Annotated in this window: 19 protein-coding genes; 16 read left to right on the forward strand and 3 right to left on the reverse strand. The window is 37.3% G+C overall.

Annotation, left to right across the window (positions count from 1 at the left end):
* The 6 genes from KIM67_RS16900 to KIM67_RS16925 form a co-directional block, all read left to right on the forward strand.
* Positions 1 to 527 (forward strand): hypothetical protein (locus KIM67_RS16900; RefSeq protein ID WP_213832736.1); only part of this gene is annotated, 527 nt, incomplete at its 5' end.
* A gap of 221 nt (positions 528 to 748) precedes the next feature.
* Positions 749 to 1,276 (forward strand): hypothetical protein, encoded by a 528-nt coding sequence (locus tag KIM67_RS16905; RefSeq protein WP_213832737.1) that lies wholly within the window; start codon positions 749 to 751, stop codon positions 1,274 to 1,276.
* Positions 1,277 to 1,903: 627 nt separating this feature from the next.
* A complete protein-coding gene (locus tag KIM67_RS16910; protein WP_213832738.1) occupies positions 1,904 to 3,073 on the forward strand; it encodes an NAD(P)/FAD-dependent oxidoreductase in 1,170 nt (389 codons plus the stop codon).
* Between the two features lie 9 nt (positions 3,074 to 3,082).
* Positions 3,083 to 3,460 carry a hypothetical protein gene (locus KIM67_RS16915; protein WP_213832739.1) on the forward strand — a complete coding sequence of 126 codons (378 nt, stop codon included), beginning with the start codon at positions 3,083 to 3,085 and terminating at the stop codon, positions 3,458 to 3,460.
* Between the two features lie 9 nt (positions 3,461 to 3,469).
* The gene (locus KIM67_RS16920) at positions 3,470 to 4,537 is read left to right on the forward strand and encodes a hypothetical protein (RefSeq protein ID WP_213832740.1); all 1,068 of its coding nucleotides are present in this window, start codon (positions 3,470 to 3,472) and stop codon (positions 4,535 to 4,537) included.
* Between the two features lie 26 nt (positions 4,538 to 4,563).
* Positions 4,564 to 5,568, forward strand: coding sequence for a C45 family autoproteolytic acyltransferase/hydolase (locus KIM67_RS16925; protein WP_213832741.1), 1,005 nt, complete (start codon positions 4,564 to 4,566; stop codon positions 5,566 to 5,568).
* Between the two features lie 219 nt (positions 5,569 to 5,787).
* Here KIM67_RS16925 and KIM67_RS16930 read toward each other — a convergent pair whose 3' ends face one another.
* Positions 5,788 to 6,312 carry a hypothetical protein gene (locus KIM67_RS16930; protein WP_213832742.1) on the reverse strand — a complete coding sequence of 175 codons (525 nt, stop codon included), beginning with the start codon at positions 6,310 to 6,312 and terminating at the stop codon, positions 5,788 to 5,790.
* A gap of 194 nt (positions 6,313 to 6,506) precedes the next feature.
* Here KIM67_RS16930 and uvrA point away from each other — a divergent pair, with 194 nt between their 5' ends.
* The 5 genes from uvrA (at position 6,507) to KIM67_RS16955 (ending at position 15,983) form a co-directional block, all read left to right on the forward strand.
* A complete protein-coding gene (uvrA, locus tag KIM67_RS16935) occupies positions 6,507 to 9,368 on the forward strand; it encodes an excinuclease ABC subunit UvrA (protein WP_213832743.1) in 2,862 nt (953 codons plus the stop codon).
* 16 nt (positions 9,369 to 9,384) lie between these two features.
* Entirely contained in the window at positions 9,385 to 10,071 is a 687-nt protein-coding gene (locus KIM67_RS16940; protein ID WP_213832744.1) for a TIGR00730 family Rossman fold protein, read from the forward strand.
* A 78-nt stretch (positions 10,072 to 10,149) separates the two neighbouring features.
* On the forward strand, positions 10,150 to 12,921 hold the full coding sequence (locus tag KIM67_RS16945; RefSeq protein ID WP_250149303.1) for a metalloprotease: 2,772 nt from the start codon (positions 10,150 to 10,152) through the stop codon (positions 12,919 to 12,921).
* A gap of 159 nt (positions 12,922 to 13,080) precedes the next feature.
* Positions 13,081 to 15,492, forward strand: coding sequence for a thiamine pyrophosphate-dependent enzyme (locus KIM67_RS16950; protein ID WP_213832745.1), 2,412 nt, complete (start codon positions 13,081 to 13,083; stop codon positions 15,490 to 15,492).
* Positions 15,493 to 15,605: 113 nt separating this feature from the next.
* On the forward strand, positions 15,606 to 15,983 hold the full coding sequence (locus KIM67_RS16955; RefSeq protein WP_213832746.1) for a DoxX family protein: 378 nt from the start codon (positions 15,606 to 15,608) through the stop codon (positions 15,981 to 15,983).
* A gap of 3 nt (positions 15,984 to 15,986) precedes the next feature.
* Here the strand turns inward: KIM67_RS16955 and holA are convergent, their stop codons facing one another.
* Positions 15,987 to 16,988, reverse strand: a complete 1,002-nt coding sequence (gene holA / locus KIM67_RS16960) for a DNA polymerase III subunit delta (protein WP_213832747.1) — start codon at positions 16,986 to 16,988, stop codon at positions 15,987 to 15,989.
* A 26-nt stretch (positions 16,989 to 17,014) separates the two neighbouring features.
* Here holA and KIM67_RS16965 point away from each other — a divergent pair, with 26 nt between their 5' ends.
* The 3 genes from KIM67_RS16965 to KIM67_RS16975 all read left to right on the forward strand — a co-directional run bounded on the left by KIM67_RS16965 (position 17,015) and on the right by KIM67_RS16975 (position 19,442).
* Entirely contained in the window at positions 17,015 to 17,461 is a 447-nt protein-coding gene (locus KIM67_RS16965) for a type I restriction enzyme HsdR N-terminal domain-containing protein (RefSeq protein ID WP_213832748.1), read from the forward strand.
* 12 nt (positions 17,462 to 17,473) lie between these two features.
* Positions 17,474 to 18,475 carry a glycosyltransferase family 2 protein gene (locus KIM67_RS16970; protein ID WP_213832749.1) on the forward strand — a complete coding sequence of 334 codons (1,002 nt, stop codon included), beginning with the start codon at positions 17,474 to 17,476 and terminating at the stop codon, positions 18,473 to 18,475.
* Between the two features lie 94 nt (positions 18,476 to 18,569).
* Positions 18,570 to 19,442, forward strand: a complete 873-nt coding sequence (locus tag KIM67_RS16975) for an OmpA family protein (RefSeq protein ID WP_213832750.1) — start codon at positions 18,570 to 18,572, stop codon at positions 19,440 to 19,442.
* A gap of 67 nt (positions 19,443 to 19,509) precedes the next feature.
* Here KIM67_RS16975 and KIM67_RS16980 read toward each other — a convergent pair whose 3' ends face one another.
* A complete protein-coding gene (locus tag KIM67_RS16980) occupies positions 19,510 to 20,130 on the reverse strand; it encodes an L-threonylcarbamoyladenylate synthase (RefSeq protein ID WP_213832751.1) in 621 nt (206 codons plus the stop codon).
* A gap of 211 nt (positions 20,131 to 20,341) precedes the next feature.
* Between KIM67_RS16980 and KIM67_RS16985 the strand changes: the two genes are divergently transcribed.
* Positions 20,342 to 21,676 carry a peptidoglycan amidohydrolase family protein gene (locus KIM67_RS16985; RefSeq protein WP_213832752.1) on the forward strand — a complete coding sequence of 445 codons (1,335 nt, stop codon included), beginning with the start codon at positions 20,342 to 20,344 and terminating at the stop codon, positions 21,674 to 21,676.
* A 121-nt stretch (positions 21,677 to 21,797) separates the two neighbouring features.
* A complete protein-coding gene (locus KIM67_RS16990) occupies positions 21,798 to 23,636 on the forward strand; it encodes a HAMP domain-containing sensor histidine kinase (RefSeq protein ID WP_213832753.1) in 1,839 nt (612 codons plus the stop codon).
* Positions 23,637 to 23,646: the final 10 nt, after the last annotated feature.

A 23,646-nucleotide genomic window follows, 5' to 3' on the forward strand; every position in this document is an offset into this window, starting at 1 on the left:
AGTTGACACAATACGGCAACGTGACCATGGCCCTCAAAGGCACAAGACCGGACGGTGTTCCCTTTGAGGACAGCGCGAACTTTAAGTTTACGCCCGTTACCCTCCAAAATGAAGATGGTTCATACAGTACATTGACGATAACTGAAATCGGTAATGGCTTACGGTACGGGTTTGAGTTAACGCGTTTTTTGAGTGCGCCCGATGATGTATATCAAGATGCACATTTGTATTTTTTCATCCAAATCGATAATCTGGGCGAGCCTGAGGAGGAATTTGGTTTTATTGAGTTTGTAATAAATAATTATGCCGTGATCGGCGACGATAACAAGTACTTTATTATGAATGATGTATTTAATTTTGCCGAAGTTCCAGAGTCGGAGTTTTCCAATTTTGTCTTTGATCCCGAAACCTACAACCTAACCTTTTCGTATAATTTTATGGTTGACGAAGAGAACAATAGTTCCAGTAATCCCATTGAAATTTCCGGTGAGGCAAATGTTTTTGTAAAAGAGTTGGTCGAGGAGTGATACCATACCAATTTTTAGCATTCAAAAAGCTTATTTTGCATTAGAGAGGAGAGGGCATCGCAAAAAAGATGTCCTTTTCTCTTTTAGAGATGTAATGTCAAAGTTTCTTCATCCGTCAATTCATATGCCCTATCCGTCAATTTTACCTCCTTTTAAAAATTGGACTTGGCTATATTATGCCGTGAAGTGGTTTACACTTCTATAACTAAAAAACAAGTACTATGAATCAAATTAAAAAATTAAAACTCATCCTTTGTTTATTCTTTATTTTCTCAGTTTCCAACCTTTCAGCACAGCGGTTGGAGTTTGAATCTGTAGAAAGAAGGGACGGAACCGCTTTTTTCGCAATTGACAAAACTACAGGTCAAATCTCATTTATGCTCGATCACGGTTCCCAAGCAGGTAATTGGAAAAATTATGGCGGCACCATTAAGAGAAACCCATCAGCGAAAAACTTAACCTTTTATACGCTCAAGAGAAGTGAGGGAACAGCTTTTTTCGGCATGGATGGTAGTACGGGACAAGTATATTATATGCTGGACTATGGATCAAATGCAGGTAATTGGGAAAGTTATGGAGGTACATTGCCAAGTTCAGGTAAAGGCCATGTGCGCTTTCAGGCAGCTACTCGCGACGAGGGCTCTGCTTTTTATGCCATGGACGGGGATACGGGACAAGTTTATTTTATGTTAGATTACGGGTCAAACGCAGGGAACTGGAAAAGTTATGGAGGAACTATTCCTAAATAGGAGTTCTATAAACTGTATCAAAAAAACCTTGGTCTAAAACAGTCGTCAACAATGAATAAAGCATGTTAAAACGTGCCTTGTTCAAACCAACTGTTTGCCGATGATGGAGTTCTTTGGAAGTATTGGACAAAACTTACTTTTAGCATAAAAAACCGGGAAGTGTTTTAAGAATGGACTAAAGCATATATAGCAAAGCCAAAATAACATGTTTCATTGAATGCAAGACCGTTCTTGTTGAATGTGGACTAGAAAATCGCTAAAATGACTAAAGGTGAACAATTGGCAAGATTACTTAGAAAGTTATTTTTAACCGGAGCTTGGATTGGAAAACTGACATATGAGCAACTCATCAGAATTTCGTTGATGAAAAATACGGAAGTTATTCGCAAAATATTTATAGAATGATAGAGCACGGTTACTATCATTTAGGACAAGTTATATTGATTAAAAAAATGATCAACCAATAAAATACTAAATAATTAACAACCCCTATTACAAAACTTATCGTCAAAAACTAAAAAAAAAGACTTTTTGACAAATATCCTATCCCGCTACAAATTACCTTTAATGTTCTTTTTTCAAAAGCCTATACATACTGGCAGTTGACAAGCATAGAACAAAGAGAAAATGACGAGAGAAGGATTTATAAAAATCTTTGGAATGTTGGGGCTTGGCACTCCACTTCTTGAAACTTTAGCATTCCAAAACAATCAAAAAAAAACCAGTTTTTCGGGAAATGTAGTTATCGTAGGAGCGGGAGCTGCCGGTTTATCTGCAGGATATTTGTTGAAAAAACAAGGAATTGATTTCACCATTCTTGAAGCCAGCCCAGTTCATGGCGGAAGAATGAAAACGGACAATAGTTTTGCAGATTTCCCCATTCCGCTCGGTGCTGAATGGACAGTAGCAAATACAGGATATATGGACCAATTGGTCGGCAACAAAACGGTTTCTTCAAAAATCAGTACTGTTGGGTACAACCAAAACCAAGCCTATGGCGTTTGGTACAATAACAAACTGATTTTTGGTGACTTGGGCACACTCAACTACAGAAAATTTCTAAAAAGCTCTTGGCTCACTGTTTTTGAAGAGCACATTGTTCCTGCCATCACAGAAGACATCCGTTATGAAACACCAATTGAATCAATACATTATTCGGATGAAACGATTCTTTTAAAAACCGCAATTTCTGAGTTTAAAGCAAATCGTGTTGTCGTTACCGCCCCAGTATCGCTATTGCAAAACAAGAAAATACAATTCAAGCCCCAATTGCCAAAAAAGAAGCTAAACGCTATCAATAACTTGGTGGTTTGGGATGGCTTTAAAGCCTTTATAGAGTTTAAGGAAAAGTTTTACCCGGCTTTCGTGGACTTCCTAATTCATCCAAAAACAGATGGACAGTTATCTTACTACGATGCATCCTATGGACAAAAAACAAACAAAAATATCCTTGGTTTGTTTTCTGTTGGGAAACCTGCCAAGAAATACAATCAACTAACCGATTTAGAATTAAAAAACTACATATTGGCCGAGCTGGACAAGATTTTTGATGGTCAGGCCACATCAAATTATATTAAACATATCAAACAAGATTGGTCCAAGGAACCTTATGCAAGAGGAGCGTATATAAACGACCATGCAGACCCCAAAACCGTTGCTATAGTACAGGAATCCGTTGATGAAAAACTATTTTTTGCGGGAGATTGCTATACCAATGGAAACGACTGGGGAAATGTCCATAATGCAATAGAGTCGGCCCAGCAATGTGTACAAGAGATTTTAGAAAACTATAGTTAAAAAAGTAGAATGAAAAAACTTTGTTTGTTACTACTGCTGTGTATCGTAAGTGGTATTCATGCACAGAAATTTGAGAAGGAAAACCTCTACCGTACTTGGTACTTGGACAAATATTCAGATGCGGAAGCATACTATAAACCTTCAAAAAAGGAAATTGGGGATTACTTTACCTTCAATAAAGATATGACCTATAGTATAAAATCTGAAGACGAACTGAGTTCGGGAACTTGGATGTTCAATACCAACGGCAATTATATTGAACTAAAAGAAAAAGCTGGGGATACCGAGAAACTACATCTGTACTTTCTTTCAAAAAAATCCTTGGTTTTTGGTTATGATACCGATGAATATAGGATTTGGGAAGCACACTATGTTTCATGCAACTAAATACTTCATATGAAATCAATAGTTGTACTACTCATATCTTTCATAGTACTTTTTAAATCACAGGCGCAGGAAATCATTCATCTAAAAACCGTTCCTTTTGAATTGGGAAGTAGCTCAATTTATGTAGAAGAAGTCTTTGATGAACGTGAAGAACAAACGTTAGGGGAGCACAAAAATTTGAACGGAGATACGGTAACACTTCATTTAAACAAAGGTGCTGCCGAAGCTGTCAAAGATTTTTATGATACTTCTTTATTGCCTATTGGTAAGCCAATCCACATTAAAATAAAGGCATTGAACGTACAGGAGTCGCACAGGCGCATGAACAAAGGTATCGTCAAAGTGGCTAGGGCTCATGTAGAATTATGGTTCTTTGAAAAGAACGGAAACGCACTGACCAAGGTTTTTAGCATACAACATAACGAAGATGAAGTTTTTGGTCTGTCCAAAAAACAGCGACTGCGAGATACCCATGAAAAAAGAATACGAGCGGCACTCGAATATTGTATGCAAGCTTTTTTAAATAACTACAATAAAACAGCATCCAAACCACTTGCAAATCATTTTAAGCCTCCTACTAAGGGTTACAAAGTAGAAGAAAGACTTGGCCAGTGGTTCAATCTAATCACAGCAAAAGGAATGCGAAGTACTTATTTTGAAGGGTACGGCATTAGCTATACAGGTTTTGTGGACAGTAAAAGAGGTTTGATAAAGCCCTATGAAACCTCTTTCGAGGTTACTTGGACACGACCCGGCGTAGCGGAAGACAATGGGTACAGGGAGGTAAACTCCTTTGTGCTACGCCCTGAACTGTATTTTTTTTATAAAAAGATTGTTACCGGGGTGTATGCATCCGCTAGTGCGAACATCCCTATTGGTTATGAAACACTGGAAGACTTAGATGGTGACAATTCCTTTAACTTTATAATCGGTGCCGGTGCAAGTCAAGGAATCAGAATTATCCCTTGGAAAAAAAATGGACTTGTTCTTGGAGTCGATTTCTTTCAACAGTTCGAAACTTCAAAGGTATTTAGAACCGATTTTGGTTTTGAACTGGTTTTAGGAGTAAATTTTTAATCACATAATACAAATAAATACAGCCAATGTATCATCCAAGATTATACGGAGATTTCTACGATATGGGTTTTAAATATGGGAAGCTGCTCTATGACAAAGCAAACTTTTCCATCCCTGCCATTAGTAAAGAGAAAATGGAATTTGGATTACAATCATATGATGAACTAAAGTTTTTTTATCCTGAAGTGGTGGAAGAAATAGAAGGCTTTGCACAAGGAATAAAAGATAGCCCAGAAAAACTAGGGGCGTTTCTATTAAGCCTTGGAATTTTTGATACTACAGGCCAATGCAGCGTATTCGCATTCAAAAACAGTGATTCAACTATTATTGGCAGAAATTATGATATGCTCTTTGCATTCAAAAAATTTACGGAGAGCAGTTTAATTGCACCAACAAACAAATACTCATACATCAGCCAATCCGATGTGTTTATAGGCCGCTCGGATGGAATTAATGAAAAAGGTCTGTCTATTGCAATGTCTTTTGTAAATGGCACTAAGGTTCAGCCCGGCATAAGTTTTCATTTTGTAGTTAGAAAAGTGCTTGAAAATTGCAGTACCACCAAAGAAGCCATAGCGCTCATACAAAAGACCAAGGTATCTTCTGCAAATAATTTTCTTGTAGCGGATAGCTCTGGTGATATTGCAGTAGTGGAATCTGCACCACAGCAAAGTAATATTCTACGACCAAAAAAAGACGAGAATTTTATGTTTGTTACCAATCAATTCACTTCTCCAATTATGAAAGTTTTTGACAAAGGCGGAGTTGTATGGAGCATGAGTTCGGAAAGATATGAAGGACTGCAAAATGCACTTAAGCATACAGTAGAAATGGATTTGGCGAAAGCAAAGGAGATACTTTCGGATAAATGTGTGTGTCTGGATTTAAAGAAGGAAAAATTCGGGACAATATGGTCGGTTGTGGCAAACCTGAACGAACTAAAGATTGAAAGAGCGGAAGGCAAACCCAAGCTTACAAACTACAAACCTGAAACCAGATTGGATTGGTGGTTGAAAAAGAACAGGAAGTAGACGGATGTCAGAGGTCAGAGGTCAGAGGTCAGAGGTCGGAGGTCGGAGGTCGGAAAGTAGAAAACGAAAATCAAAAGAATAAATAAACCTTAAAACTCTATCCTTCAATATTTTACCTTTATCCAAGTCCTAAGCCCTAAGTCCTAAGTCCTAAGTCCTAAGTCCTAAGTCCTAAGTCCTAAGTCCTAAGTCCTAAGTCCTAAGTCCTAAGCAAAAAAATTATTTACTCCGTTCCCCCACAAATTGGTCGCTCTTGTTTTTAAAAAGCACATTAAAAGTGGTCAAACTACCATAAATACGGGTAATGTATTGTTGTAAATCTACCTTTTCTTGGTCATCCAGATTTTTACTGCTGTTTATTTTCTGTTCCATAACACGAATACGGTCACGTACCATTACTATTTTATGAAAGAACGTGTCAATGGGCATTTCTTTATTTGCCATAGCATCACCAGGTTCCAGGATGAGTTTTCCACCACGCCACTTGTCTGCAATGGCTACTTTCTCTCCAACATCGCTCCATTTTTGCAAAATAGTCACCAAGGAACGTTCCACATCAAAAAAACTAACCGTGTCAACTTCGTCCTCTACACTTTCGATTACTTCAAATTCTGAATCTATATCGATAGTTTCCAGTCCATTCTCTAAAAAAGTGACCCAATAGTGTTTAGAAGAAACGTTGGTAACCACTCCTTTTCCATATTCCGGATGTTCAATGCGAGAACCTATTCCCAATAATTTCATACGTTACAATTTAAATTTATGAGCTTAATTATTTTTCACAACTAAGCGATGGACTATCGTATTTACGATTTAAAAACCGCCTTCAAAACGAAGCATCAATTAAACAATTCAAAAATAAGACATCAATTAACAAAAACGAAACAGGAAGCTGCTTCCATTTTAAGATTCAAAACCTTATTTTAGCATCTTGTGCTATGATTAATTACGAAGAAAATATTGAAGTTCGTGGGGCAAGGGTCCACAACTTAAAAAATATCGATGTTACCATACCAAGAGAAAAATTGGTTGTCATTACCGGGCTTTCCGGAAGCGGCAAATCTTCTTTGGCCTTTGATACTATCTATGCAGAAGGACAGCGTAGGTACATCGAGACTTTTTCTGCATATGCGCGACAATTTTTGGGCGGACTGGAGCGTCCAGATGTGGATAAGATAGATGGACTATCCCCTGTTATTGCCATTGAGCAAAAGACCACCTCAAAATCCCCACGTTCAACCGTAGGGACTATTACGGAAATCTATGATTTCCTGAGACTACTCTTTGCAAGAGCCGGCGATGCCTACAGTTACAATACCGGAGAAAAAATGGTCAGCTATAGCGATGAACAAATCAAAGGGCTGGTTATCGATTTATATAGAGAAAAGAAAATCAATGTTCTTGCACCCGTAATCAAATCCAGAAAAGGACATTATCGGGAACTCTTTGAGCAAATTGCAAAGCAAGGTTTTGTAAAAGTACGAGTTAATGGGGCCATAGTGGATATTACGAAGGGGATGAAAGTAGACCGCTACAAAACCCACGATATAGAGATAGTTATCGACCGACTTAAAGTTGTAGAAAACGAGGATTTTCACAAAAGGCTCACGGAAACTATCAATACGGCCATGTACAGTGGGGACAACGTGCTCATGGTCTTGGAAGAAGGCGAAAAAACACCACGTTATTTCAGTCGGGATTTAATGTGCCCTTCCACAGGCATCTCCTATCCCACCCCAGAACCAAATACATTCTCGTTCAATTCACCAAAGGGCATGTGTCCAAAATGTAATGGTCTTGGTCATGTGCACGAGGTAAACGAGCAAAAGATTTTTCCAAATAAAAAGATATCGATCAAAGCAGGAGGTATTGCGCCACTTGGAGAATACAAAAACTCTTGGGCATTCAAGCAACTGGAAACCATAGCGCAACGGTACTCGTTTGAGTTGACCGATCCATTAGAGAAGATACCAGAGGAGGCCATGGATATCATCTTGAATGGAGGAAATGATAGTTTTGAAGTTGATTCAAAAACGTTGGGCGTAAAGCGGCAATATAAAATCGATTATGAAGGGATTTCTAACTTTATCAAAAACCAATTCGATGAGGCAAACTCCACTTCCATAAAACGTTGGGCCAAAGAATATATGGACAAAGTTCAATGTCCCAATTGTGAAGGCGCCAGATTGCGAAAGGAATCTTTGTACTTCAAGGTTGGGAAAAAAAACATAGCTGAACTTGCACATTTAGACATTGCTGAGTTGGCGTCCTTTTTTGAAGCACTTGACGATAACCTGAAAGGAAATCAGAAAAAAATAGCAGAGGAAATTATAAAGGAGATTAAAACCAGAATTCAGTTTTTGTTGGATGTCGGTCTCGATTACCTATCCCTAAATAGAAGTTCAAAATCTTTATCTGGTGGTGAAGCGCAACGTATTCGGTTAGCTACGCAGATTGGTTCACAATTGGTTGGCGTACTCTATATTTTGGACGAGCCCAGTATAGGTTTGCATCAACGTGACAATGAACGTTTGATAAATTCCTTGGTCTCACTTCGGGATATTGGAAACTCCGTTATTGTGGTGGAACACGATAAAGATATGATCGAACATGCTGACCACGTTATCGATATAGGTCCAAAAGCCGGTAAACATGGTGGTGAGATTATTTCTGAAGGTAAGCCCGAAGATTTAAAACTCCATCAAACTCTCACAGCAGAATACATTACAGGAGTTCGGGAAATTCCGGTTCCCCAGAATAGAAGAAAAGGAACAGGAAAGAAAATTGTGCTATCGGGCTGTACGGGAAACAACTTAAAAAATGTGACCGCAGAGTTTCCTTTAGGAAAACTTGTAGGCGTTACAGGGGTGTCTGGTAGTGGGAAATCCACTTTAATCAACGAGACCCTCTACCCCATCATGAACGCACATTATTTTAATGGCGTCAAAAAACCGATGCCCTATAAAAGAATTAAGGGACTGGAGCATGTAGATAAAGTAATCGATATTAATCAATCTCCTATTGGAAGGACTCCGCGTTCCAATCCTGCTACATACACCGGAACATTTAGTGAGATTAGGGCGCTCTTTGCAAAAACCACAGAAGCCACCATAAGGGGTTACAAACCAGGAAGATTTAGTTTTAATGTTGCCGGCGGACGCTGCGAGACCTGTCAAGGCGGTGGTCTCAAGGTCATTGAAATGAATTTTCTGCCAGATGTCTATGTAGAATGTGAAACATGTAATGGGAAACGTTTCAATAGAGAAACCTTAGAAATCAGATATAAGGGAAAATCCATAGCGGATGTGTTGGAAATGACCATTAACGAAGCCGTGGATTTTTTTGAAAACATACCCAAAATCCATAGAAAACTAAAAACCATCAAAGACGTTGGTCTAGGGTATATTTCCCTTGGTCAACAATCCACAACACTTTCAGGAGGTGAGGCACAAAGGGTCAAACTGGCCACTGAACTTTCTAAACGCGATACGGGAAACACATTCTATATCTTGGATGAGCCCACAACGGGCCTTCATTTTGAAGATATTAGAGTGCTGATGGAAGTTTTGAACAAATTGGTAGACAAAGGAAACACCATCTTGGTCATAGAGCACAATATGGATGTTATAAAAATGATGGATTACATCATAGATATTGGATATGAAGGAGGACGTGGTGGCGGAATGATCGTTGCCAAAGGCACACCGGAAGAGGTCGCCAAAGACGAAAAAAGTTATACGGCAAAGTTTTTGAGGAAAGAATTGGATAATGCCAAACGAAACGTGGCATCAGCCGTTTAAAGATCAATGAAAGTATATGCGAAAAGAACAACATCATAAAGGTTGGAACGAGATAAAGACCAACGACTCTTGGGCAATTTTTAAAATCATGGGCGAATTCGTCAATGGTTTTGAAAAAATGAGTGAAATAGGTCCTTGCGTGTCCATTTTTGGGTCAGCACGTACAAAGCCAGGCGAAGATTATTATGAGCTTACCGTAAAAATCGCAAAAAGTATTGCTGCAGCAGGATATGGTGTTATTACTGGAGGTGGGCCAGGTATTATGGAAGCAGGAAACAAAGGAGCAAACTTAGCAGGAGGCACATCTGTAGGCTTAAACATCGATTTACCTTTTGAGCAACATGATAATCCATTTATTGATAGCGATAAAAGTTTGGATTTCGACTACTTTTTTGTCCGCAAGGTAATGTTTGTAAAATACTCTCAAGGTTTTGTGGTTATGCCAGGTGGTTTTGGCACTTTAGATGAACTTTTTGAAGCTATTACTTTGATACAGACCAACAAAATCCAAAAATTCCCGATTATTTTGGTAGGATGTGATTTTTGGTGTGGCCTTACAGATTGGATCAAGGATACCATGATTAAAGCCGGGAATATCAGTCCTACGGATTTAGACCTTATAAAAGTTGTGGAGACCGAAGATGAAGTTGTCGAAATAATCGATGCTTTTTATAAAGGCAGAACCCTAAGTCCTAATTTCTAACGCAATACATCCTTGGTAAACTACGGTTCAATTCATAAGCTGTTATCATTTTTCATTCTTTTTCTGAGCTTTTCCCTTTTGGCTCAGCACAAGAATGAAATCAATGCTACTTTGAACGACTCTACCAAACAAATTGAAATACAGCAAAAATTCACTTATGTGAACGACTCTGAGGATGGACTATCCATCCTCTATTTTAATGACTGGAACCATGCCTATGCCAACAGAAACACTGCCTTGGCCAAACGTTTTGGAGAAGAATTTAAGCGTAGTCTTCACCTGGGGAAAGATTCTGAAAAAGGAGATACCCACATTGTTAGTATTGTAGACAGTGATTACATAGGATTGGATTGGAATAGGGTCAAAAACAAGGATATTATTAGAATCAAGCTTGAGAAAGTGCTGGAGCCTGGTGAATCTGCTGAACTTTTTTTCACCTATACTATAAAGCTGCCACACAAAAAGTTTACGCAGTATGGTTATAATGACAACGGGGAATACTATTTAAAGGATTGGTATTTAGTGCCATCGGTTTATGACGAGGAATGGAAGTTATACGACAACATGAACCTTGATGATACTTATACTGATGTAGCAAACACCAGTATAGACTTCAGCTACCCAGAAGAACTGTCTTTGGCTTCTAATTTTGATGAGTTCAGTCCCAACACGTATTTGGGTGCCCAACATATCATTCTGCGAGGAACCAATAGGAAAAACTGTGAAATAATTCTTAGCAGACAAAAACGTTTTACCAAGCATGTAACCCGATTTTTAACTGTTACTACAGATTTAAGCACCAATAAATATGATGATATATCCCAAGGCATATCCATTGATAAAATAGCTAAATTTCTGGATGCAAATCTTGGTAGATATCCACATGGTAATCTATTGGTAAGTCAAATTAATTATAATAAAACTCCTTTATACGGTATAAACCAGCTACCCTCTTTTATAAGGCCATACAAAGAACAGTTTCAATTTGAAATGAAGTTTTTAAAAACGGCCATAAATAGTTTTTTGGATGAGACTTTGTTCTTGGACCCGAGAGCGGAACGCTGGGTAAATGATGCCATCGCCAACTATCTGATGATAAAGTATGTTGAAGATAATTATCCAGACCAAAAGTTGGCCGGAAAACTTTCCAAATTATGGGGCTTTAGAAGTTTTCATTTAGCAAAAATGGACTTTAATGAGCAATATGCCCTTTTGAGCATGTTCGCTGCACGTAAAAACATTGACCAAGCTCTTAGCACACCCAATGATTCCTTGATCAAATTCAATGCAAAAATAGCCAATAGTTACAAGGCCGGATTGGGCATGTACTATCTTTCAGATTATTTGGGAAACAAAAAAGTGGACAGTAGTATTATATCTTTCTATAAAACACATAATTTGCGGCCCAAGGTAAAAGCAACAGATTTTAGAAATGAAATAGAGAAATTTTCGGATAAGAAAATTGATTGGTTTTTTGACGAATATGTTGCCACAAGAAAGAAGATAGATTTTAAAATAAAAAAAATAGATAAAACGGAAGATTCTATCACTTTTATCATAAAAAATAAAAGAGGAACAAAAGTCCCCATTTCATTGTTCGGTCTCCAAAAAGACTCTGTGGTGTCCAAATATTGGTTTTCGGATATTGATACATCAAGGACCTTTACCATACCCAGAAAGGGGGAAGATAAGCTTGTTCTTAATTATGATCAGAAAATACCAGAGTTCAATCAACGGGATAATTGGAAAACATTGAGTGGCTTTTTTTCCAGTAATAAAAAGTTGAAGTTTCAATTTTTCAAGGATACCGAAGACCCCTACTTTAATCAAGTTTTTTATGTTCCTATCGCAAATTTTAATGTTTATGATGGTATTACACCTGGAATGAGGATTTATAACAAAACCTTTTTAGAACGACCATTTCAATATGATTTTGCTCCTACCTACTCCTTTTTGGAGAAAACTGTAGTAGGGAAAGCCAGTCTTAGATACCGTAAATATCATGGAAAAAGTGGCCTGTTTGTATCCAATTATTCTTTTTCAGGGTCCACTTCCCACTTTCAGGTTAATTCTCGGTTTACCACGCTAACTCCGGCCATCAGTTTTGGATGGAGACCCGAAAACCTTATTTCAAATCGAAGGCAATCGTTGCTTTTTCGATACAGAAGTGTATTCCGAAACATAGATGAGGCGATAGTAGATCAAATTGATACAGAGCCAGACTACAGTGTATTCAATGTTCGATTTAGAGACACGGACAATGATATTTTAAACTTTAGTTCTTGGTATTTAGATGGCCAACATTCAAGCGACTTCACCAAATTATCGTTTGAAATGGAATATAGAAAACTATATGAGAACAATAGGCAGTTTAATGTTCGATTTTATGCGGGTAAATTTTTGAGGAACAGAACAGATTCAGATTTTTTTAGTTTTGCTCTGGATAGGCCTACAGATTATTTATTTGATCTAGCTTATTTGGGCAGATCAGAAGATTCAGGTATCTATAGCCAACAGATAATCATAGCGGAAGGTGGGTTTAAATCCCAATTGGAGAATCCATTTGCCAATGATTGGATTGCAACCACAAATGCAAGCACAAGTATATGGAGATGGATAGAAGTCTATGGTGATTTAGGGTTCATAAGGAATAAAGGACAAGATCCACGATTTGTATATGACTCTGGCGTACGGTTAAACCTTGTAACCGATTTTTTCGAATTATACTTCCCCGTGTATTCTAATAGAGGGTGGGAAATTGCTGAACAGAACTACGGGGAACGAATACGATTTATAGTCACACTAAGCCCAAGAACCCTAACTGGACTATTTACCAGAAAATGGTTTTAAATTGATAAATTCCTAAAAAAAGGCTTTTTAAGAATCTCGTTATTAGAATATATTTAAATATAATAACATTTAAGTATCAAAATAGCATTTTATTAACAGCTCTCCTCGTTGCTAATTTCCTTGAATTTTAGTAATTTTGCACAAAATCTTCAATCCTATATGAAACCAGAATCCTCAACAAGCAGCGATATTTCTTTCGATGACTTTCAATCTCAAATTATAAAGGATTATCAAATTGCTGTGACAAGCAGGGAATGTAGTTTGTTGGGAAGACGCGAAGTACTTTCTGGAAAAGCAAAGTTCGGGATTTTTGGTGATGGTAAGGAGTTACCACAACTAGCTATGGCCCGGGCTTTTGAAGATGGAGATTTTAGAAGTGGCTACTACCGTGACCAAACGTTTATGATGGCGTTAGGTTATTTAAGCCCGAAAGAGTTTTTCCATGGCCTTTATGCAACAACCGATATACAAAAAGAACCCATGAGTGCCGGGCGACAAATGGGAGGGCATTTTACCACCCATAGTCTAGATGAAAACGGTGAATGGAAAGACCTGACAAAACAGAAAAACAGTAGTGCTGATATCTCCTGTACTGCTGGTCAAATGCCCAGATTATTGGGGTTGGCACAAGCTTCCAAAATCTATCGCAATGTAAAGGATATTGATCAAACCAACTTTTCCAATAATGGAAATGAAGTTGCTTGGGGGACCATAGGTAATGCAAGTACTAGTGAAGGTCATTTTTTTGAGACCATAAATGCTGCAGGCGTATTACAGGTACCCTTGATAATGTGTATATGGGACGATGCATATGGGATTTCTGTCCCTGCCGAGTTCCATACTACAAAAGGAGATATTTCAGAAATACTTAAGGGTTTACAACGTGATGATAAGAACGAAGGCTATGAAATTCTTAAGGTAAAAGGTTGGGATTACACAGCTCTTATTCACGCTTTCGAAAATGCATCGGAAATTGCTAGGGAAAGCCATGTACCGGTACTGATTCATGTTACCGAGCTTACGCAGCCTCAAGGTCATTCTACTTCTGGTTCTCACGAACGTTACAAATCTGAAGAACGATTGATATGGGAACGTGAAAACGATTGTAATAAAAAATTTAGGGCTTGGATTCTCGAGAACAACATTTGCACAGAGCAAGATTTAAAAAGTCTGGAAAGGGAAATCAAGCAGACCGTTAGAGCAGCAAAAAAAGAAGCTTGGATTGAATTTCTTAAGCCTCATCTAAACGAAAAAAATCAGCTTGTGCAACTATTGGAGAACGCTGCAGAGAAAAGTGCTAATCAAAACTTTATAGCGAAAATAAAGAATGACCTTATCGCTATAGAAGAACCTTTGAAAAAGGATTTAGCTTCCAAGTCCAGGAAGGCACTGCGCTATCTTTTGGGAGAGACTACCCCAGAAAAACTACAATTACAGCAATGGGTTGAGAATTTTTTAGATTCCGCACAACCAAAATATAGTTCACACCTGTATAGCGAACAAAATACTAACGTACTTGGTGTTGAAGCAAATCCTCCTGAATATACAGAAGATTCCGAACAAGTAGATGGTAGAATCATTCTAAGGGACAATTTTGACAAATTATTTGAAAAATACCCTAAAGCTTTAGTATTTGGTGAAGATACTGGGAATATTGGGGATGTAAACCAAGGACTGGAAGGATTACAGAAAAAATATGGTCCGTATAGAGTGGCTGACACCGGAATCCGGGAAACCACAATCATCGGCCAAGGTATTGGACTGGCCCTTAGAGGTCTAAGGCCAATTGCTGAGATACAATATCTGGATTATATCATGTACGCATTGCAAACATTGAGTGATGATTTAGCAACACTAATGTATCGTACGGTTGGTAAGCAAAAGGCGCCATTAATCGTTAGAACACGAGGTCACAGACTTGAAGGTATCTGGCATTCAGGTTCACAAATGGGAGGACTGGTACACTTGCTTAGGGGTATGTACATTTTGGTCCCAAGAAACATGACCCAAGCTGCAGGATTTTACAATACCTTAATGAAAAGTGATGAGCCTGCCTTGGTCATTGAAAGTCTAAACGGGTATCGTCTAAAAGAAAAGAAACCTTCTAACCTCGGAGAATTCCGTGTGCCCGTTGGAAAAGTCGAAACTTTAAAAGAAGGTACCGATATTACATTGCTTTCATACGGATCAACCTTAAGGATAGTGGAAAAAGTCGCGAAAGAATTGTTGGAAGTCGGTATTGATGCAGAGGTTATCGATGCGCAGTCATTACTCCCCTTTGATGTTTCGCATGACGTTGTAAAAAGCTTAAAAAAGACCAACAGGTTATTGATTATAGACGAGGATGTACCTGGAGGGTGTTCAGCATACCTCTTACAGGAAATCTTGGAAAAACAAGGAGGTTACAACTTTTTGGACAGTGCACCACAAACACTTACTGCTAAGGCGCACCGCCCTGCATATGCTTCCGATGGAGACTATTTCTCCAAACCAAATGCAGAAGATATTTTTGAGAAAGTCTATGCCATCATGAACGAAACTGACCCAATTTCCTTTCCTAAGTTAATTTAAAATAAGTCATTTTCAATATCATTATTTTTTTCGGACAGCATATTTTAATAAATAATTAGGTTTCTATTAAGACATAATTTATACTTTCACGAAAATTTTATTTCCCCACATCAATGAAAAACAACATTCTGATACATTTGGGACTAGCACTTTTAAGAGTAGTCCCGTCTGCATTTATGCTTACGCACGGCTTACCAAAATTTCAAAATCTTATTTCTGGCAATACTGAATTCCCAGACCCAATCGGTATCGGTCAGACTCCCTCTTTATTTTTGACCGTAATCGGTGAATTTCTCTGTCCTATACTTATTATCATTGGATTTAAGACACGTTGGGCAACAATCCCCGCAGCAATAACAATGTTGGTCGCAGCTTTAGTTGTACATGGAGCAGACCCGTTTGGCAAAAAAGAGTTGGCACTTCTGTACGCTACTATTTTTATCGTAATTTTTCTGTTGGGACCAGGTAAATACAGTATAGATAAAAAGTAAATCTTAGATAATTTCAATTAGTAGCTCTTTAAGAAGACTGGCTTGTTGTACGTTGCTCGCACCAACGCCTTTACCTTTTAGATCTAACTGCCGTAAACTAGAGATAACAGCACTTACCCGCTTCATTGGATAGTTTTTTGCCGCTACAGTAAACTCATTTACAAAATAAGGGTTAACACCAAGTACTTTGGCAACATTACCAGGTGAATGGTCTTTAAGTCCATGGTACTGTAGCAACTGTGTAAAAAAGGTATTGAGCAAGGTTATGGTCACTACAAATGGATTATCCTTTGGATTCTGGGAAAAGTAATTGATAATACGTGTTGCCTTACCTACATTACGCTCCCCAATAGCTTTTTTAAGCTCAAAATTATTGAAGTCCTTACTTATACCTATGTGTTTCTCTATCAAATCTGGGGTTATCTCTTTTTCTGGAGGTACCACTATTGCTAATTTGTCGAGTTCATTAGCTATTTTACTAAGATCTGCTCCTAAAAACTCAACAAGTAACATAGCTGCTTTCGGAGCAATCTTATACTTTTTTCCGCTCAAAGTTCTCCGTATCCATTCAGAAACCTGATTTTCATACAGCTTTTTGCTTTCAAAAAGTTCTCCACTTTTTTGAATGGCCTTGTAGAGCTTTTTTCGTTTATCCAGCTTTTTGTATTTGTAACAAATTACCAGTATGGTTGTGGGCTGCGGGTTATCAACATAGGTAATAAAATTTTCGATGGTTCTAGAAAGATGTTGCGCTTCCTTTACTATTACCACTTGGTATTGAGACATCATGGGAAAACGTTTGGCATTGGCAACTACCTCGTCCACACTTGTATCGCGTCCATAAAGCACCATTTGGTTAAACCCCTTCTCATCCTCGGTTAGGACATGGTCTGCGACGTACTGAGAAATCTTATCTATATAGTATGGCTCATCCCCCATTAAAAAATAAACGGGTTTTGGAATTCCATTTTTTATATCCGCAACAATTTGTTTAACCCTGTCCATTCAGAAAAAATCATCAAATTTGTCCAATGCAAGCATTGAACTTTCCCAAGTATCCATTTAGAATCAAAAGTAGCGAAAATAGCCTCTATATTTTTGATGTGATACGTAAAAAGTTTGTGCTTTTGCAGCCAGAAGAATGGGTAAGACAACATGTAATCCATTTTTTATCGAATACTAAAAAGTATCCAAAGAGCCTTATCAATGTAGAGAAGCAGTTGATAGTTAACAATTTAAAAAAACGCTATGATATTGTAGTTTTTAAACCTAACGGAGAAATCTTTTTATTAGTGGAATGTAAGGCACCAACAGTTATGCTAAATCAAACCACATTCAACCAAATTGCGCAGTACAATTATTTATTGGAAGCTAATTACTTGATGCTCAGTAACGGAATTGATCATTATTACTGCGAAATGGACTTGATAAATGAAAAATATAGGTTTTTAAAGGAAATTCCTGATTTTAGCCGTTAATTTGCTGCCGTTTTGAAGATTGCAGTTGTCATACTAAATTGGAACGGAGAGTCTTTGCTCAAAAAATTCTTGCCCTCTGTTATTGCCCACTCAAATGGGGCAAGTATTTATGTAGTTGACAATGCCAGTTCTGACAGTTCCGTTACTTTTCTTAAAACCAATTTTCCTAACGTTGGCATAGTCGAGAATACAGCAAATGGCGGGTTTGCAAAAGGGTATAATGATGGGCTAAAACATATAGAGGCCGATATTTTTTGTCTTCTTAATTCTGATGTTGAAGTGACCCCTAATTGGTTGGAACCTATCTTAGAAATGTTTCATACCACTCCTGAAGCCGCTATTGTACAACCTAAAATCCTGGACCTGAATCGTAAAGATTATTTTGAGTATGCCGGTGCGGCAGGTGGCTTTATAGATAGGCTAGGATATCCATTCTGTCGTGGGAGGATATTTCAGGCGCTTGAAAAGGATAAAGGACAATATAATGACATTAAAGAGGTCTTTTGGGCAACAGGGGCATGTATGTTCATAAGAAGCGACGTTTTTAATTCGCTCAGTGGGTTTGATGAGGATTACTTTGCACATCAAGAAGAAATTGATCTTTGCTGGAGAGCCAAAAACTCGGGACATAAGGTATTTTATGTTGGAAAAAGCCATGTATACCATTTGGGCGGTTCCACTTTAGCCAACATGAATCCAAAAAAAACTTTTTTAAATTTTAGGAACTCTTTATATTCTATTACCAAAAACCTCCCTCGCAGAAAAGCATTGCTGCTAATTTTTATACGATTAGTCTTGGACGGAATAGCTGCGCTACGCTTTGTTCTTCAGTTAAAGTGGGAGCATTGTTTTGCAATTCTAAAGGCGCATTTAAGTTTTTACAGTAACTTTAGGAAGATGTACAAAAAAAGGGAAAAAGCTAATTTTATATTAAAATATCATTCGACTACATCCATAGTATGGTCTCACTTCGTACATCACATAAAGAATTTTAACATTTTAGTAAAAGATTAACGATAGCGAAATTTTTAAAATTTCCTTTTTATATAATTTTGCTGATGTTTTGAACATTAATAACTAATAATCCCTAATATATACAAACAGTATTATGAAAAAAGTCTTTTTAGGAACATTCGCGATGGCAATAGTATTGTCTTCATGTGTATCACAGAAAAAATATGCTGAACTAGAGGCCCAACAACAGGAAACTCAAGATTTATTGAATTCAGCAACAGTAAAATTAAACGATTGCTTGGAGGAAAAAGCCACAGCATCATCAAAACTAAAAACCCTCGAAGATCAAAACGCTTTCTTAAAAGCGAACAATCAAGAGTTGATCAACAATATGGGTAACTTAACAACGCTTACTACTAAAGGTGCAGAAAACCTTGAAAAGTCCTTGGAAAGTTTACAGGAGAAAGATTTGACCATCAGAAAGTTACAAGACGCCGTAACAAGAAGGGATTCCGTAAATCTTTCCCTTGTACAAAGTCTAAAAGGAGTTTTGGGCAATTTGGATGACGAGGACATCGAAGTAAGTGTTGAAAAAGGTGTTGTCTTCGTTTCAATCTCCGATAAATTATTATTCAGAAGCGGAAGCTACAATGTAACTTCAGCAGCAAAAGCAGTATTGGGCAAAGTAGCTAAAGTCGTAAACAACAAGCCAGATTTTGAATTCTTGGTTGAAGGACACACCGATAACGTACCTTTTTCAAAAGGTGTTTTACAGGACAACTGGGATTTGAGTGCAAAACGAGCTACATCCATAGTACGTATTCTACAGAACGAGTTTAATGTTGATCCTAAGCGTATGACCGCTGCTGGCAGAAGTTACTACGTTCCTTTGGTATCTAATGACAGTTCTGCCGATAGAGCTAAAAACAGAAGAACACGAATTGTTGTACTTCCAAAAATCGATCAGTTCTATAGCATGATCGAAGAAGGAATGAAAGATCCTGCGATTGGTGGATCTGGAAACTAAAAAAGTTATAAGTATAAAAATATAAAAGCGGCCAATGGCCGCTTTTTGTTTTTAATAATAATCCTGATTATAAAATATCCAAACTTCCTTTTCCCTCCCTTACCACTTCCGGATACCCTGTAGCCAGATCTATCACAGTGGATGCAATGTTTCCACCATATCCTCCATCTACAACAATGTCCACAAGGTTCTTCCATTTTTCATAGATTAACTCAGGGTCTGTAGTATATTCAAGAATATCATCTTCATCATGGATAGAGGTAGATACAATAGGATTACCCAATTCTGTTACCAAAGCATTTACAATAGCATTATCCGGAACACGAATCCCTACAGTTTTCTTCTTTTTAAAATCTTTTGGGAGATTGTTGTTTCCCGGAAGAATAAAGGTATACGGGCCTGGTAATGCCCTTTTCAATATTTTAAAAGTGGAGGTATCTATTTGGCGAACATAGTCCGAAAGATTGCTTAAATCCGCACAAACAAACGACCAGTTGGCCTTTGCCAGTTTTACACCCTTTATTCTGGCGACCTTTTCTAAGGCCTTTGAATTTGTAATGTCGCACCCTAACCCATAAACCGTATCCGTGGGATATATGATAAGTCCTCCCTTTCGCAACACGCTTCCGATTTTCGAAACCTGTCTCGGGTTGGGGTTCTCTTCAAAAAGTTTAATAAGCTCTGCCATTTTTTAAAAAGAAATTTTAAGCCGTGTTATACAAAGTAACAAGATTAAAATCAAAAAGTACAGTAAACCTTCAAATGTTGGTTGTAAACGAATCTTATGCCTTCAATCCGCTCATCTATCAAATGATATAGGGCATCGGTCCATTTTGCCTAAGACACTTTCTCCAAAAGTTTCATTTTTACTACAATTTCTAAGATAATGGACATCAATTATGGCATTTAATAAATTCACCAAAATAATACCTCTCCTCTTATTACTGGTTTTGACCAATTGTAAAGAATATGGCAAGTCTGACAAGCTTTATAGTCTAACTTCCGTTCCTGAGCGAGGAAAAGATATCATCTATATTCTTGATCAACAGTTTGAAGACTTATGGAATATTGATCAAAAAGCCTCGGACTTTAATGATTTGGCTGCTTCTATCAATAAGGATATTAGTACTACGATTAAAAAAATCACAACACAATCCTTTCTTGAAGAAATCAATAGATTCAACTATCTAAAAAAACATAGTTATGTCTTTGCATTGTCCGATGATAAGAAAATAGGGGTCTTCTCATGGAATACGAGATTGGGAGATTCTATGGGTGATTTTAAGAGTATAGTGCTACATATAAAAAATGATAGTGTCGTACATACTTATCTTAATGAAAACTCAATTACCTACAATGAAATCTATAACATAAAAATTAATCAGCAGAAGCCCGTATATCTTTTTCATGGTTGGGGAAAATCATCAGATTACGAGTACTACTATCAGATTGATGCCTTTTCGAATGAAGAAGGTATTTTTCAACCAGAATCTTTATTTCCAGATAACAAGAGTTCCTTAACTTCTCATTATCAGCTTGAAAATTTAGATTTTGAAGCACAAATGGACTTCAGCATAGAAAAAGATGGTTCCCTAATCTTACAACCAGAAATCTGGGGAGAAAAAGTGGTGTACCATCCTTTGGAATTCAACGATACTGATTTTGAGCGAAAACATTTAGGCAATAAAGCAAATGTCACCTACACCAACGACAGTTTTGAACGTTCCAATACCTTTAATTTTATCAATGGGTCAGAGTTTCCACTGGTAAATGACAAGGTAGGACATACTACAACCTTTACTTTTGAAAATGAACTTAAAGTTTCAATCGAACAGGTTATAAATAACACTTTTTCAGGTATTAGCGTGAGTATGTACGAAGCAGACACTATTCGCATCACTATCAATGATCCAGCAATATCGCTTATTGGAAAAAAAGGAAACTATCTATTTTTTGAAGGTGCCGGGGTAGTTGAAAACTGGCCCATACATATTTATGATTTGAGTGAAAGAACAATACTTACCAAGTATATATCAGCAGCGATTATCAAAGAAAATAAACTGATTTTCAAAGAATTGGTGCCGAATAGAATAAAAAATCACAATGAAACTGTCGACTGCGTTAAGGAATATGGGGAATATGCTATGTTATATAGAGTGTATGGATTTCAATATACTAACCTAAATCCAGTAGTGGAATCCATGGACTTGATATTATGCGGATATGAACAATAACATACCTCAACATGTTACGGATTATCAACGGTTGATTGAATGTCATAGTAGCGCTTTTCAAATACTATCCCATTAAAATCTTCGTTTAAGAGTTCATAGGATGTTTTTCTAAAAATTGACAATGAACACCATTAGAGGCAGAGTACTAATAGCATTTTTTATGCTTTTCATCCTCATAGGTCCTTTTCTGCTTTTTGCATTCAACAGTCTAAAGAAAATTGACAATGCAAAATCTTTCAGGGAAAGTATTGCACTTTTTGATGGCAATCGGCTCAAAGCAGATAATGAATTTTTTCATATTCTAGATTTTGATGCAAAACAGGATTCGTTCTACATTGAAAAATCCACACAATCTACAGAACAGTACCATCATTACATAACCAACGCTAAAAAAGCCCTGAACGATATCCAGATAGCCAAAAGCAATTCAAATATCATAGTCGATAAAAGATTGGGTCGAATCTCGGAAGATATCGATAACCTAGATTCTAAGATTATTGAGGCAATAACACTGATCAAAAAAAGAGGATTCAAAAACTTTGGTGTTATTGGGAAAATGCGCCAGCATATCCATAAACTGGAAACAGGTACAAAAGGAATTACTTTAGCGGAAATCCTTCAAATGCGTAGAAGAGAAAAAGATTTTTTCTTAAGAAAGGACTATGTATACGCCAAAGAGCTTAATTCATTTATCAATACAATTTTGAATCGTTTAGAATCCAATGCTAAAGCAGATTTGGAAACCATTACTTCATTAAAAGGCTACCAAAAAAACTTTAACCAAGTAGTCGCTTTTGAAAAAGAGATAGGTGATATCAATACAGGACTTATAAAAGAAATTCAAACAATTCATTCCCAACTCAATGACAAGGTGAGTACTTTGTACAGTATCGTTGACTCAGACTCAGAAGTCATGATAGACACTATCAAATCATATCTGGTACTGTTCTTTTCAATTACAGTGTTGTTTGCTATTCTCTCAGCATTTATTTTCTCAGGTCATATTGCCAATCCTATAAAAAACCTCATATCGGATATGGACTCCATTGTCCAAAACAATTTTGAGGGGCAAATACACAAAAACAGGAGCATTAAAATCGATGAAATCGATAAACTAACAGGTACCTATAATGGCCTCGTAAACAAAATACGCCAACAAATTCTGAGCCTAAGCGAAAAAAACAAATCCTTAAGTAGTTTGAACGTTAAATTGGTAGAATCTGAAAACGAACTCAAAGAAGCGTCAAGAATAAAAGATAAATTTTTCTCCATCATTTCTCACGATTTAAGGGGACATACCGGAAACGTGCTTTCCCTAGCCAATATTCTTAATGAAGATAAAGGTGAAATGAACGACCAAGAAAAAGAAATGTTCGTAAAATATTTATCTGATGCTTCCCAGAACCTTCAACTTTTATTGGACAACTTATTGAATTGGGCAAAAACACAGATGAACGATCACCAAATCTCTAAAAGGATGTTCGATATCAATCCTGTTATCGAAAAGAACGTGACCTTGTTCAAAGAGAACGCCCATAGAAAAAATATTAGAATTGATTACACGGCAACAGAGCTGTCCAACGTGTATGCCGATAAAAACATGATAGACTTCGTTATAAGAAATCTCCTCTCCAATGCATTAAAGTTTACTAAAAGTGGGGACACCATAACAATAGCTGCATTAGAGCATGGAGATCATTTGGAAATTCAGGTTAATGATACTGGCATTGGCATGACGGAAGAACAAAAAGAAGCCTTACTTAATTCTACCAAAGAAAACTCGACTACCAAAGGAACTGACAATGAAGAAGGTACGGGACTTGGCTTTGCTATCTGTAAGGATTTTATAAAAAGAAACAACGGAACCGTACAAATAAAATCCAAAATCAATTCTGGAAGTATGTTTTCGTTTACAGTACCAACAAAACTCACAAGAGAAAGTATCCTTAGGGTGTCTTAGCTTTTTAGTG

Source organism: Flagellimonas sp. 389 (assembly GCF_018449435.1).
Classification (GTDB): domain Bacteria; phylum Bacteroidota; class Bacteroidia; order Flavobacteriales; family Flavobacteriaceae; genus Flagellimonas.

Excerpts from the sequence above, each read along its gene's own strand:
- KIM67_RS16965 (WP_213832748.1), top strand. The coding sequence starts at position 17,015 with ATGCAAGCATTGAACTTTCCCAAGTATCCATTTAGAATCAAAAGTAGC.
- KIM67_RS16905 (WP_213832737.1), top strand. The coding sequence starts at position 749 with ATGAATCAAATTAAAAAATTAAAACTCATCCTTTGTTTATTCTTTATT.
- KIM67_RS16985 (WP_213832752.1), top strand. The coding sequence starts at position 20,342 with ATGGCATTTAATAAATTCACCAAAATAATACCTCTCCTCTTATTACTG.
- KIM67_RS16920 (WP_213832740.1), top strand. The coding sequence starts at position 3,470 with ATGAAATCAATAGTTGTACTACTCATATCTTTCATAGTACTTTTTAAA.
- KIM67_RS16990 (WP_213832753.1), top strand. The coding sequence starts at position 21,798 with ATGAACACCATTAGAGGCAGAGTACTAATAGCATTTTTTATGCTTTTC.
- KIM67_RS16925 (WP_213832741.1), top strand. The coding sequence starts at position 4,564 with ATGTATCATCCAAGATTATACGGAGATTTCTACGATATGGGTTTTAAA.
- KIM67_RS16910 (WP_213832738.1), top strand. The coding sequence starts at position 1,904 with ATGACGAGAGAAGGATTTATAAAAATCTTTGGAATGTTGGGGCTTGGC.
- KIM67_RS16915 (WP_213832739.1), top strand. The coding sequence starts at position 3,083 with ATGAAAAAACTTTGTTTGTTACTACTGCTGTGTATCGTAAGTGGTATT.
- uvrA (WP_213832743.1), top strand. The coding sequence starts at position 6,507 with ATGATTAATTACGAAGAAAATATTGAAGTTCGTGGGGCAAGGGTCCAC.
- holA (WP_213832747.1), bottom strand. The coding sequence starts at position 16,988 with ATGGACAGGGTTAAACAAATTGTTGCGGATATAAAAAATGGAATTCCA.
- KIM67_RS16930 (WP_213832742.1), bottom strand. The coding sequence starts at position 6,312 with ATGAAATTATTGGGAATAGGTTCTCGCATTGAACATCCGGAATATGGA.
- KIM67_RS16950 (WP_213832745.1), top strand. The coding sequence starts at position 13,081 with ATGAAACCAGAATCCTCAACAAGCAGCGATATTTCTTTCGATGACTTT.
- KIM67_RS16955 (WP_213832746.1), top strand. The coding sequence starts at position 15,606 with ATGAAAAACAACATTCTGATACATTTGGGACTAGCACTTTTAAGAGTA.
- KIM67_RS16980 (WP_213832751.1), bottom strand. The coding sequence starts at position 20,130 with ATGGCAGAGCTTATTAAACTTTTTGAAGAGAACCCCAACCCGAGACAG.
- KIM67_RS16940 (WP_213832744.1), top strand. The coding sequence starts at position 9,385 with ATGCGAAAAGAACAACATCATAAAGGTTGGAACGAGATAAAGACCAAC.
- KIM67_RS16975 (WP_213832750.1), top strand. The coding sequence starts at position 18,570 with ATGAAAAAAGTCTTTTTAGGAACATTCGCGATGGCAATAGTATTGTCT.